General features: G+C 42.6%; 7 protein-coding genes. 6 read left to right on the top strand and 1 reads right to left on the bottom strand.

What is annotated here, in order from left to right; translation table 11 throughout:
* Positions 1 to 404: 404 nt before the first annotated feature.
* From IEU85_RS05630 to IEU85_RS05610, 5 genes are all read left to right on the top strand, one after another.
* Positions 405 to 4,826 (top strand): carbohydrate binding domain-containing protein, encoded by a 4,422-nt coding sequence (locus tag IEU85_RS05630; RefSeq protein ID WP_188355252.1) that lies wholly within the window; start codon positions 405 to 407, stop codon positions 4,824 to 4,826.
* A 311-nt stretch (positions 4,827 to 5,137) separates the two neighbouring features.
* Positions 5,138 to 6,091 carry an acyltransferase family protein gene (locus IEU85_RS05625; RefSeq protein WP_229714779.1) on the top strand — a complete coding sequence of 318 codons (954 nt, stop codon included), beginning with the start codon at positions 5,138 to 5,140 and terminating at the stop codon, positions 6,089 to 6,091.
* A gap of 93 nt (positions 6,092 to 6,184) precedes the next feature.
* Positions 6,185 to 7,243 carry a polysaccharide pyruvyl transferase family protein gene (locus tag IEU85_RS05620; protein ID WP_188355250.1) on the top strand — a complete coding sequence of 353 codons (1,059 nt, stop codon included), beginning with the start codon at positions 6,185 to 6,187 and terminating at the stop codon, positions 7,241 to 7,243.
* A complete protein-coding gene (locus IEU85_RS05615) occupies positions 7,240 to 8,652 on the top strand; it encodes a lipopolysaccharide biosynthesis protein (protein ID WP_188355249.1) in 1,413 nt (470 codons plus the stop codon). Before IEU85_RS05620 ends, IEU85_RS05615 begins: the two co-directional genes overlap by 4 nt.
* A 525-nt stretch (positions 8,653 to 9,177) precedes the next feature.
* Positions 9,178 to 9,954 (top strand): sugar transferase, encoded by a 777-nt coding sequence (locus IEU85_RS05610; RefSeq protein ID WP_188355248.1) that lies wholly within the window; start codon positions 9,178 to 9,180, stop codon positions 9,952 to 9,954.
* 165 nt (positions 9,955 to 10,119) lie between these two features.
* On the opposite strand, the gene IEU85_RS08885 is transcribed toward IEU85_RS05610, so the two are convergent.
* Positions 10,120 to 13,203: a VWA domain-containing protein gene (locus IEU85_RS08885; protein WP_188355247.1), complete on the bottom strand. Its 3,084-nt coding sequence runs from the start codon at positions 13,201 to 13,203 to the stop codon at positions 10,120 to 10,122.
* A gap of 465 nt (positions 13,204 to 13,668) precedes the next feature.
* On the opposite strand from IEU85_RS08885, the gene IEU85_RS05600 reads away from it, so the two are divergent.
* Positions 13,669 to 13,908 (top strand): hypothetical protein, encoded by a 240-nt coding sequence (locus IEU85_RS05600; RefSeq protein WP_188355371.1) that lies wholly within the window; start codon positions 13,669 to 13,671, stop codon positions 13,906 to 13,908.
* Positions 13,909 to 14,235: the final 327 nt, after the last annotated feature.

The following is a 14,235-nucleotide window of genomic DNA, read 5'->3' as shown; positions in this document are numbered from 1 at the left end:
TGCAACTGGAAATAATACTTTATGGATCGATGTAATCGGAATCCTGTAATCACACAACAATCGCACTGTCTCATATTTTGAAATTAGTGTTTTCATTTAATTATTTGAGTAATAAGAGCACGGCAACCAAGCTCAACAGATGAGATACAAACGATTGCAACGATTTGCAAACGTTGCGTAAAAAGAGAAATACAACCTGATAAATCGTAGACCCATAATCTACAAAAAATGTTAGCTTTAACATTTCAAAAAACTCATAAAAATCCTAAAAATAGTGATATAACTAACTTTTTTGTGCCATACTTGTATCTTAGTCGTATTTTTTCATAGGTGAAAATACGACTAAATATAATGACAACGCTTGCAAAGAAGCAGCATGCGTAGTGAAGATGAAGAGGAGTATAATGGCTGGTCAACATTCAGAACCAACTAATGCTCGACATGCAAAACGATCTTCAACGATGCAGATTTCGCAGCGATGCGTATCGGCAATGAAGCAGTCTCGTATGTCAAGAAATAATTCAAATACAAGTAGCAAACCAAAGTTGTTAACTCGTATTGCAGCAGGTTTGCTATCCGTAGCCACTCTTGCAGGAGGTGCTGTACTCGGCGCTCAAACTGCTTCAGCTGCCACTACTGAGCGCGATAGCTATGCTGATACTGTGGGTAATGCTACATTCGAGCAGGCGCGGCAAAAGTATGGTTTGACGCAATCAATGAAGAATGGTGCAATCCTTCACGCCTGGATGTGGTCATTCAAGACTATTACCAACCATATGGAAGAGATTGCTAAGGCTGGTTACACCTCAATTCAAACCGAGCCAATGAGCCATATTAAAACCAATCCAGCAAACGGTAAGAAGTTTGCTGAAAATTGGTACTACGTGTATCAGCCAGCAAGCTCCAGTATTGGAAATTTTGTAGTTGGTACAGAAGATGATTTGAAAGAAATGACCGCTACGGCACACAAGTATGGTATCCGTATCATCGTGGACGTGGTAGCAAATCACTTCACTTCTGATTGGAATGCTATCGATCCCTCTTGGCAGGACAAGAACTTATTCCATGCACGTACAAACTGTCCTGGACCTAATGGTGAACAAATCAATTACGGCAATCGTTGGCAAGTGACGCAATGTCATTTGTTAGGCCTTTGGGATATCAACACTCAAAATCAGGACGCTGCCAATCGTATGCAAGACTTCCTCGTGCGCGCAGTAAATGACGGCGTAGACGGTTTCCGTTTTGACGCTGCAAAGCATGTGGAGCTTCCTGATGAGCTTGGTAGTCACTCCGTATACTGGGATACTATTTTGCAAAATGGTGCCCAATACCAGTATGGCGAAGTGCTACAAGGTGATGGCGGTCTGAACTACAAGGGATACGCCGATATCTTTACCAAGTACTCTCATGACGGTGGCGGCAATACGGCTTCTGATTACGGTAAGACCGTGCGTGCAGCAATTCGTAGCTCCAACTTAAGCGCTGGTCAAATTAGCAATATTAGTAATGGCGGTGCAAAAGATGACCAGCTAGTGACATGGGTAGAATCCCATGATAACTACGCTAATAGTGATAAGGAATCCACTTATCTGAATGACTACCAACTAAAGATGGGCTGGGCTTTAGTAGGCTCTCGTAAAGCTGGCGCACCACTATACTTCAATCGTCCTGTCGGATCTGGTGGCAGTAACCCACAGTTCGCTGAGCAAAGCCAGCTCGGTGATGCAGGCGATGATATGTGGAAGGATCCTTCTGTAGTCGCCGTAAATCACTTCCGTAATGCCATGGATGGGAAGAGTGAATATCTGCGCAATTGTGGTAGCAACTCTTGCCTGATGGTTGAGCGCTATGCCAAGGATGGTAAAGCTAATGATGGTGTAGTAATTGCCAATATGGGAGGAGATGCAAACCTTTCTGGTACACAGACCACACTTGATGACGGCACATACAAGGATGAAGTTGGTGGCGGTACTATCACCGTCTCTGGTGGCACGATTACTCAAGGTAGTGTAAAGGGCGGTGCGGTAAGCGTATTCTATAACGCAGATCAAGCAAGCCAACCTGTTGCACAAAGCTATGCGTATGCAGAGGGCGCTGCCAGCTTCACTGGCGACACTACTACAGTAACTTTCCGCGCTAAGGACGTGACTGGAGCCACATACTCTACATCCGAAGGTGCAAGCGGCAGTTTCAAGGATGGCGATACCATTACTGTTGGCGCGAAGTCAAAGATTGGTGACACTATTACTGTCACTGTCAAGGCTACGAACAGCACGGATGGTAGTGCAATTAGCAATACTATTAAGCTTGCAAAGCAGGCTGTGCCTGAGCAGAAACTCGCTCAACAATATAAGACTAATACTGTTGGGTTTGGCAAGAAAAAGACTATCACTATTGATAAGAGCGTCTCTGACTGGGATAGTTCCATGATTATTGCGCAGGGCGCTGCGAATGATGACCCTCGCGTTTATCGTCCAAATTCCATGTATGAAGTGCCTATTGACTTGTATACACTCTATGGTGCATACGATGACAATAATGCGTACCTCATGTGGGAAATGACCAATGTGCAGGACGTAGTCGCTCCAAATGATAACTACCCATTAACTCAAGGTACACTCTTCCAAAATATGAATGTGCCATTCTTTGTCGCATTCAACACCGGCGATAGTTCAACTCGCGTAGGCAAGAACGCAGGCTTAAGCACGGGTGGCACTATCTGGGATACGGGTATTACATGGCAGCAGCCAGTAAATAAGCTCGTGGCTATTTCTACTAATGGTGCCAATGGTCCATGGGTGTATGGCGGCGATGCGAAAGGCTTGAACGCTAACGCAATGTATGGTCCTGCAGCTAATGCTAAGACGAATACCAAAGCATCTGGTATCAAGTTTGGTTATGGTCAAGGTATCCTGAGCCAGCAGGTGAAAGGTATTGACGGAGGCTACGGCGAGAATAATGGTCGCGTCATTGGTGATGTCAGCAATGACAGCGCTCGCTGGGTTGATTTCAACACCAAGGGTCACAACTCTTCTACCATGGATTTCCATTATGAGATGGCAATTCCGCTCAGTGAACTTGGTATTACTGCAGCTGACATTGAGTCAAAGGGGTTAGGTGTTGAACTTGTAGCTACTATGGGTAAGTCCGGTATGGATGCATTGCCATATGACATGGCAATGAACGACAATGCCGCCCTAGACGATGCTGCAGGCAGCCAGGAAAAGAATTCCTTCGAGAAGTCAGATTTTGATAACCTGACCACTACTATGGCGTACATTGGTAAGCAAGGTAGTGCTGGAGGAGATAATACTGGAAGCGAAACCGGTGGAGACACTGGTGAAACGCCTGGTGGCAATACAACGGTAGCAGTGGAATCTGTTGCAATCTCAGGCAATGGCGTAGCTGCTGGTAAAGCAACACTTGATTTATCACAAGGCGCGTCTGCATTGCAATTAAATGCAACAGTAAAGCCTGATAATGCCACAAATGCAAACGTTGCTTGGAAGTCTTCTGATGAAGCCGTGGCAACAGTAAGTGCAACTGGATTAGTTACACCGCTCAAGGCAGGTACTGCAACGATTACAGCAACCGCTGATGGTAAGAGTGCAAACGTTACTATTACGGTTACTGGCGAAGTGCAAAAGGTTGCAGATACCACAGTGTACTATCCAAATACCGTGTTTGGAGCAGACTCTACGTTCATTCACTACAGCAAGGATGGCAAGACTTGGACTACTGCCCCCGGTGAGAAAATGACTGCTGCTTGCGATGGCTGGGTAAAGGCCACTATTAAGGATATGAATGAGGGTGAGCTCACATTCGTATTCACGAATGGCAGCAGACGTTGGGATAACAACAGTCGCAAGAATTACAAGGCCAGTGGATCAACTATTGTGGTTAATGGTGGTGCTATCTCGGCTGATGCTCCATGCTCAATCCCAGTGGAATCTGTAAGCATTATTGGTGAAGGTATCGCAAGCGGTAAACTCACGATGAAGTCAGGCGCCAGTACTCAGTTGAGCGCAATTGTGAATCCCACTAATGCAACAAAGAATACCGTAACATGGTCCTCTTCGGCTCCACAAGTTGTGAATGTAACTAGTAACGGTACAATTTCCGCAACTTCGCAAGGTAGTGCAACGATTACGGCAACTGCTGATGGCAAGAGTGCTTCAATCACTGTAACTGTTCAGAGTAGTAAAGCAACGCCGATGACTGTGTGGTATAAGCCAAGTGCGAGCTGGACGAATGTGAAACTGTATTACCGTATTTATAGCGATCCTCAAATCGCAAGGCATGGTATTACGATGGAGAAAGCTTGTGATGGTTGGTACTCATACACTATTTCTGACACCAAAGGCGCAAAAGTTAACGTGGCATTCTTTAATGGTATTCAGTGGGATACTAATAAAGGAAAGAATTATTTTGTGACAGGGGATACTATCACTATCCAAAATAGTTCTATTACTACACAAGCTCCGAATTGCTCGGTTGATCCTGTTAATCCAAGCGCTGATGGTGAAAAACAGACAGTTGTCTGGTATAAGCCAAATGCAAGCTGGAAAACTGTGAAAGTGTATTATAGAGTATACAGTACAGTCGAAGTAGCTCGGCACAACATTGCTATGACAAAAGGATGCGATGGCTGGTATAAGATTGTTATTGACAATCCTGAACAGGCTAAAGTTAATGTAGCGTTTACTAATGGCACTCAATGGGATACCAACAATAATAAGCATTACTATGTAAATAGTGACGTTGTATCAATTACACAAGGAGCGATGATTGATGGCGTAGTACCTCAATGCTCAGTGCGTTAGCAGTATACATAATTTCATAATCTAAGGTTTGTTGAGGACCAAAGATTGTGCGCAGTTATCAATCCAGAGATAGTTAAGCAATGTTTATTTAGCTTTACTGAACTGTCTCTGGATTATCTTTTGCGAGGATATTATCAGAGCTTTGTATAACTCGAGAATAAATAGTTTGTTACGGATTTAGCAAACCTGAATAAGTGTAGTGCAACTACATACTGATGAGTACAATACTGACGAAGCTAGATACGAATTATGTTCTATGAGAGAGAATTGGGATAACAGTTATGATTCAACGATTCACTGAAAATAGGCTGATGAATATCAGGGCACTTGCCATAACCCTAGTTGTTTTAGGGCATAGCATTATTTTGTATTCAACTTCATGGAATTTATACGAGACCAATCAGCATTCTGTATTTTTCGATTCACTAAAAGCAGTAATTAACGTTATACAAATGCCGCTATTTATTGCGATAGCAGGATATAGTCTCTATTTTACGCTACAACGATATGATAATTTGAGTTCTTTTCTACGTAAAAAAGTGAAAAGATTGCTCATTCCTTTTTTCATTATTGGTTTGTTATGGATGGTTCCATTTCGGTTGCTGAGCAATTACGAAGCATATCAAAATGAATCAATAGTAAAAATTATTGTTAATATACTCTTAGGCATTGATAGTGGACATTTATGGTTTCTTCCCACGCTGTTTCTAATATTTTGCGGTTGTGGTTTGACTATTTGGATACTGAAAAGTTGTGATGATAAAAAAATTTCAACAGTCTTTATGATACTAAGCCTCATAATGATTGCCATGCAATGCATAGGTTGGCATATTCCTTCGTATGCAGGAAGCGTCGTAGAGTATTTTCCATTCTTTGCTGAAGGATACCTTATCCACGTGTATCAAGAGAGGTTCAATACTTTATACGTGAGCATTATTAGCTCTGCACTGTTAATCACATGCGTTCTTCTGAATTATTATGTATACCGTTCTGTGCTGTTCTCTATTGTTATATCTGCATCTTGTATAATTTTGTTGTTTGTCTTGATTCCAAGAAGGACATGTGAGTGGGCTAAACTCCTGTCAAAGGATAGTATGGGGATTTATCTGTTGCACTCTCCAATGATATATACTGCGTTCGCTTTTGCGCCAGAAATTCCGCCAGCGCTGATGCTCGTGCTTAACTTCTTTGGTTTTGGTTGTATTGCACTGATACTGACAGAAGTACTGCGTGCTCTTAAGCTGCGGTTTGTACTTGGGGAATGAATGGGTACTTTATTTTTTAATTTGTAAGCATTATGCATACATGTTTGTACACTTTCACTCAGTTGTGTAACCGTACAGATGCGGAGAATGTTCATGAATCCTAAATATATTCCATTACGTTTGGCTAATAAAGTTCGTTCAATAAGGTACAACACATATGGTCGCTTACGAACAGTACAGCCCGAACTGCATATGCCACCTGCGCTTATTGATGCATCACTAGGGACGAAAAATGCAGGTGATGAAATTATTATGTATTTTGCCAATAAGCAGCTGACTCGCTTATGGCCAAATTATGGGTTTTATCGGATTCCAAAGCATGGCTTTACATGCACAATCGATGAAGAACAACAAAATGCATTAAAAATATTATGCGGCACTAATGCGCTCTCTGCGTATAGTGATATATACTGTTCATTTGCCTTACCAGCAGATCCAAAGTTTTACTATCGTAGTGTTTTGCTATTAGCTGTAGGCATTTCAAATATTAAGTATGTGAGTACCTTTAATAGACCCACCCAGCAATTTTTACGTACTATACTTACTCCGAAGTGGGTGCATTCGGTCAGAGACAGTAATACAGCTAGACAATTGCAAAAAGCAGGTATTGCAAATGTCGTTAACACATCTTGTGTAACGATGTGGGATTTGACCCCTGAATTTTGCAAGACAATTCCTACCAGTAAGAAGCGTGACGTTCTAACGACGATTACAGACTATGAATTTGATTCCCAGCAGGATCAATATATGTTGACAACACTGTGTAGTGAATACGAAAATGTGTACTTATGGATACAAGGAAGCGAAGATCTGAAAAAAGTCCAAACGCTTCATTTGCCACCTAATATTCAATTTATTCATGGTGGTTTTCAAGGATTACAACAATTTGTTTCCACACATCATGAAATTGATTATTTTGGTACACGACTTCATTGTGGAATATACTGTCTCAACAATGGTATAAGAAGCATGATTGTCGAAGTTGATAATAGGGCTCGAGATATTGCTGTGGACACGAATTTGCCTACAGTACAGCGAGCTCAATTACGCGATTGTATGGTTTCGCTTATTCGTGAAGATAGAGAAACCAATATTGTGTTACCAGTTGAGAATATAGAACGTTGGAAGAACCAGTTTAAGAGTAATCAATGAATCGGTATCTCAATCTCATAAGGAATATAGGGTTATTTGCGATTAGTAATATTGCTCTTAAACTGATCAGCTTCTTTCTCATCCCACTGTATACAGTACAGCTTTCAACAGCTGAATATGGTGTTGTTGATATGCTCAATACCGTTATATTGATGGTGTTGCCACTTGCTACCCTTTCTGTGTGTGATGCAGTGTTACGATATTGTATTGAAGATAAGCAAAATCAGACTATATATGCTACTGTAGGACTCGGGTTTACCTGTTTGAGCTGCGGTATCGTAGCTGCATGCCTTCCTATTTTGGATTTACATTTTTTTGGAGGGCTTGGAGATTATAAGGGATGGTTTTTGTTGTGTTATGCTGCAATCGCATTCCAGACACTTTTTTCTAATATTTCGCGAGGTGTCGGAAAAGTCTCTGTTATGGCTACAGCATCGGTGCTCTCGTCTGTGACCAACATACTCGCTGTGCTAGTGACACTTATCGTATTCCGATATAACGTTCGTGGCGTATTCTTTTCACTTGCTCTTGGCAATGGCGTTGCCTGTTTGTATTACTGCTTTGCTGGTAGACTATATCGCTATTTTAGAGTGCAAAAAGGTGAGTTTCGACATATTTCTAAAAATATGCTGATATACTCACTACCATTAATCCCTAATTCGCTTTCTTGGTGGATGACGCAGAATATCAACCGCTTTTTTATTACTGGAATACTCGGTATCGGTATTTCTGGAATGTATGCTGCAGCAGCAAAAATTCCCAGTATTCTTTCGCTAATTACATCAATTTTTGACCAAGCATGGAGTTTATCTGCATTTCAAGAGTACAAGCACAATAGTAAGGTAGACTTTTTCAAAGCAATATTCACTGTGTATAATGCCTTTCTTACAATATGTGTTTCTGTAATGATAGTTTTTTCGCCATATATTGCACATATATTACTGCAGAATGATTTTTATGAAGGATGGATTTACATTCCGACATTACTTATTGCGTTCTATTATATGGCACTTAACTCTTTTTGGGGGTCAGTATATACATCAAGTTTGAAAACAACATATTTATTTATTACAACATTAGTTGGCGCAATACTGTGTATAGTATGTACGTACTTTTTTATCAACTGGTGGGGTGCTATTGGTGCTTGTATTGCATCTGCAATAAGCGCGATGATGACGTGGATATTACGAGTAATTCATGCACAAACGATTATTCCAGTGTTTATCAACAGAATATCGCTTAGTTTGACACAAATAGCGATGATAGTGCTCGCAGCAGTAAATACATTACTGTTGCCATGTAGAGTATTATTCAATGTTATTGCAGTGATAATAGTATGTGCATTACAGCTACAGCAGACTGTACCATATATATCATTGTTAAAAAAGAAACTATTGCAGAAAAAGTAATGAAGAAATACCTATGAGTTTGTGTCTTTGCCGATATGCAGATATTCCTTCCTATAAGGTCTAATATAGAAAAACTATATGTAGAGAGGATTTTGTGTGTACATGGGTATTTCAGATTTATAATGGATTTCCTAAATATTAATAAAAGCTGACGCTATGCTTTCTTTTGGTCGGATTAATGTTGCAATATGTAACGTCGTACGCTAAGAATTACATATTATAAAACTAAGGCTATGTGTAAATATGAATATTCGTTGTAAGTCTGGAATATGGCATGATAGTAGACGATAATAATAAGGTGCTATATCATATTTTGGGCAAGATAACAAATAATTGATAGTCTGTCAGTACACGCTTTTACGGTTGTAATGTATTTGTGCACTTTATGTTGTACATTATGGGTGTACAAAAAGGCGATGCGCGAAGAAAGTATATGCATGGCGGTATGTACAGGCGCTGGAACCCTGACAGGACATATGACTTAACTATGGAGAGAATACGCCAACTGGAGCGGGGGTATTGATTATGGCTCACTGTAGAGCTGATTCGTCATCAGCACATTCAGTGTATGATGTGCATGACTTTCATGACGAAACAATCGACTGTGAGCCCTCTTCTGCAGTAGGTATCAATTTATCACCTCGACCAATTCGTCAGGATATTGCTGTAGCGGTTAAGCGCTTGCGAGAACATCGCGCAGCGTATCGCTATGCCAAGCGAATTCTTGATTTTCTCTTTGCGCTTACTGTAATTCTTGTCTTTTCTTGGCTGTTTATCATTATTGCTATCGCTATCAAAATTGATGATCCTCGAGGACCTGTGTTCTTCCGGCAACCCCGCGTTGGTGCGGGCGGACGCATTTTCATGATGTATAAGTTCCGTTCTATGGTGTCCAATGCTGGAGAGATTCTAGAGCAGCTCAAGGCGCAAAATGAGAAAACGGGTCCTGTGTTCAAGATGGAGCATGATCCCCGTATTACGCGAGTTGGGCGCATTATTCGTGCGCTTTCTATCGACGAACTTCCACAATTTTTCAATGTACTACGCGGTGATCTCAGCGTAGTAGGTCCTCGTCCTGCGATTGTGCGCGAAGTTGCGCAATATACGCCGTATCAAATGCAACGTCTGCTCGTGCCTCAAGGAATGACCTGCCTGTGGCAAATCAAGCCGCATCGCGACAAAATTAGTTTTGATGAATGGGTTGAGCTCGATCTCAAATACATTACTAAGTGTTCACTATGGACTGATTTGAAGATTATCTTCCGCACAGTGCTTATCGTGATTACTGCGCAAGGGTTATAGCAGTCTGCGCGAGTTTAAGGGTCATAGAGTCTGATGTTATAGAGACTGAGGGATTTCAGGAGATTCAGCGCTGAATATTAAGAGGTTGGGATAGATTTGCTAGAAGTAAGCACCTATTCCAACCTCTTTTGGTCGTTTACCTCTTACGGTTATTTATCTTTTGCATTACTGCTTGCGGTTGGAGTTTTTCTGAATAGCCAGCAGACTAATGGCAACAACCGCGATGATCAATACCGCTAACACCGTTACTGCAATATTCACTCCTGTGGCGCTGAGTTCGTGAATGCCGTATTTATCCTGTGAGTTATCTTGTGCACTGGTCAAGTTTTGCGTTCCGGTTGAGTTTTGTGCGCCGTGTGGTTTATCTTGTGCAGTGTTTGAGTTGGTATTAGCAGTATGCTGCTGATTGTTTGGCTGTTCGGTATTATTCTTGCCTGTATCATTAGGTTTCTCAGCATCGTCTGAGTCTGCAGGATCAGCAGGCTTGGTAGGTTCGCTGCCTGTATTCCCATTATCTGTGCCACCTGTAGGTATTTCAGGATTCTCTATAACAGTCAGGGTAGTGCTTGCCCGTAAATCACCAGCTGTTACAGTAAGTGTGTGCTTGCCAAGTGGCAGATTTGCTGGAATAGTAACTGAACCTTCGGCAAGCAAATTGTCTGCAGAAACTTTGAATGTTGCCAGCTGACGTGCTTTATGGGAGTCCTTGTTACCAGCTTTGTTGGCAGCTTTATTACCAGCACCTTGCTCATCAACACTCACCGTTGCCTTCGCATCGCGAGCAAAAATACCAGCTTTCACGTCCACGCTCTTCCCAGCCATTACAGTATCGCTAGAAAGCTCCACCTTTTGGTGACCACTTGGAGGCTTCGTGCCATCAACCTCATACGCGCCATACGGATTCACTTCGGGCACTTCATTGCCAGGGGTAGCATCACAGGCATCTCCTACGCCGTCGCCGTCACTATCTGCCTGATCGGTATTCGATACGGTTGGGCAGTTATCCTGATCGTCAGGAATAATGTCGCCATCCTTGGTAATAGTCACCAGGGTTGAGCCAGTAGCTTGCAAACCGTTGCCGTCTGTAACGCGCACACCGACAGGACCGGTGTATTCACTCATAAACGTATGCTTGGCCTGAGGTTTTGCAGTAGTTTCTTCAAACTTACCATCGCCGTCAAAATCCCACTCATACTTCACAAGACCAGACCCATCCACAGCATATGAATTGCTGGCATCAAACGTGAGTGTGGCACCAACTTTGTCTTGGTATGGTCCGCTTAGCCATGCAAATGGCTTATTGGCTGCCTTATCAAGTGTCGCAGTGATAGCATCTGCCGCTTGGCTGGCGTTACTAATAGTAGTTGCCATACCGCCAGACTGTTTGACAAGCGTTTGCATATTTACAGAAGTCATAATTTCGCCAGAATCAATAGCATATATCTCTACTGGGTCAAGCGCGTACGCTTTATCAGCCATATCCTTCCATGTGAAATTGGTTTCCGGCTCAGGCTCTTTCGGCACTGCATCGCCATATACTAGCGCAACTTTTTTCACGCCATCGCACCACTTCAACTGAGTGAACGCTGCGTTCAGACCGCTATACACTGTCTCTGGATTATCGCCACCTCCGCTGACTACAATTTTGCCAATCTTATCTTTTACCGTGTTAATATCCTCAGTAAACGCTTGCTCTACTTGTGCAGGATAGTCGGTTTCAGCGCCATAATGCTGAGGGAAATCCTTATATGTAACTACTGCCACGCGCACGGTTTCACTCTTGCCGCGTACTTTGTCAATAATATTATTGATATTGTCACGTACTGCTTCAATATCATCTTTCATCGAGCCAGTAGCGTCCAGTACAATCGCCACATCCATATGAGGCGCATTCTTATCAATTTTGCGCGTAACTGCAGGAATGCCAAGTTTTTCAGCTAAAATATCGGCTTCAACTTTATGTCCATTAATATTCGGATGGTAGAAATTCGCTTGATTATCATCGCCAAGTAGAGGGAGTCCTTTGGAATATATTTTGAATGCAGGTCGAGTATTTGGATTCTGCACGCCCATAGTTTCTTTGAATTCGTTAATCCAGCGGAAATCATTATAGGAAGTCCAACTTGGGTCTGGTTCGTGCCCTGCAAAAGCCTCTGGGATTGAGTCAATATATGTCACTTTCAGCGAGTGGTTGCCACTATTCCACTCGTTTACTGCGCGCCTCTGCTCATCTACTGCTTCCATACCAAGCTCCCGTACGGCAGTTGCAGCAGGATAGGCTCCAGGGCCCCAACCGCCAATACCATCTTGCGCAACATATGTTGGCTTATCCATAGAAAGCAGTGGGTAGGCAAGTAATACGGCTTGTGCTTGCTTATCGCTCGCAATTTGCTGCTCTAATTTATTAAACAGGGCCAGCGTGTTCTGCTTAACTGTAGGCAAGAGAGAAAATGCTTCATCTACTGCCGCTTTGCATTTTTCTGGAGAACGCATCAACATAGCAAAGCAGCTCTTTGCAATGGTAGAGAATTTCACATCATTGCCGCCAGCAGTAAGCAGCACCAAACCTGTATGCTTGTCAAGATTATCAACCTGATTGAGAATGCCGTGCTGTGCTTCTCCGGTAATAGTAGCCCCAGAATGCGCGTAATTATTATAAATAACCTTCACACCTTGGCTTTGCAACCAGCGCATATAATGCTCGCTGTAGTTGAGATGTGAGCGGAATGGGCGCACGGTTTTGCCGTTTTCTTGGTAATCGCCATAGTAATTGCCGTACTGGCTGTAATCCATGCCCAAGTACCATTTAATGAGCTGGTCGATGGTCTTGTCCTTGCCGCCACCCGGTAGATTGGTGCCATTGCCAGCAGTGTATGAATCGCCAATTACTGCCATATTCAGCATGTATTGGAAAGTATTAGGGTCATTAGGATCGATATTGCCAGTGCAATGCTCAGCAGTATCTGAACCAACTCCTGGGGTGACGGAGCCATCGCAGATAGTGGGAGGATTGGCGGAAGAAGTTGAGGTAGTAGAGGTAGTAGAGGTAGTAGAGGTAGTAGATGTAGTTATAGATGTTGCTGTAGTTGCGGCTGGTGTTGTAGTTGGGATCGCAGTTGCAGTTGGGGTAGTAGACAGGGAATCTAGAGAATCGCTTGGTTCTGCGAAAGCTAAGCTTGGTGCCAAAGCCATACCTATAATCGCTACAGCTGCACTAATACGTGCAACAAAAGGTGTGTGTTTGTGCATATTTCCCCCCAACCGCTTCGAGGCTTTTGGCCTGTGCTCGGTACTGTGTTCCTGAGTCTGTGTTTCTCAGTCGCTATTTTCCGAGTCTGTTTTCTCAGTCTGTTGACTGGTTTGTTTATTAGTGTCTGTTTCGGCTACTTGGTTTTCCATATGGAATACTGTGTGTACAAGTAGTGCGTATGGTGTTTGCCGAGCATGGCGCTTGCAACTTCCCCAAAGTCTGCAATTGCCTAACCTTACCCATTGTATTTGAAAAAATGGTAAAACGCCAACCCCCTATCTACCACGATTGTATAGCCGTGTCTATTGTTGATATGGTTTTGAAAATCAGTAATAGTTGAGCTTCTCTGACATGCTATACTGTTAGCCACAAATTGTAGTATATGGCAGAAGTAAGGTGAGTATGGGCATATTTACTCCATTGACCGCGCAGTAAGAAGCTGCAAACCGAGCTTTTGTCCTTTCATGCCAACCGGACTTCTTGCGGCATATGTATTTGATACTCCACAGCGTGTAGTAGACCGTCTAGCTATCGAAATGCAGCGTACCAAACTCACGGATGTGGATATCGCAAATAAAACGAAAATCCCACTTGAAAAAGTACAAAGACTGATTACAACAGGACGTGCTGATATCCATGATGCCATAGCTATTTTTGATCTGTTCCAAATCAGACCGTCAACCTTTTTCCAGGTGCAATTATAAGTGCAATCGCAACAGTCGCAAGCATGAAAAATGTGTTCATCCAAAACAACGCTTTCAAGCTATGTAAAGTATGGGCGAATATGATGAGCGGACTTGTAGTACGTAGATTGGTCATTTCATGCGGAATTTGTATTTACATGAAAATGAGATAAATGCGGGGAAACGCAAATGATTGCGCATAAACTGTGTATCAATTGATTGTTGCGTACATGCGGCAGTATAACCACAATATGCAGTATGCGGACAATACATATGCATTATGTAGGCAATATGGTGAAGGAGTAAATATGTGTGCAGAAGAACCATGCAAGTGTGCAGAACATAAAT

The sequence above is a fragment of the Galliscardovia ingluviei genome (assembly GCF_014635685.1).
Taxonomy (GTDB): domain Bacteria; phylum Actinomycetota; class Actinomycetes; order Actinomycetales; family Bifidobacteriaceae; genus Galliscardovia; species Galliscardovia ingluviei.
This window is presented reverse-complemented; position numbering and strand designations above follow the sequence as displayed.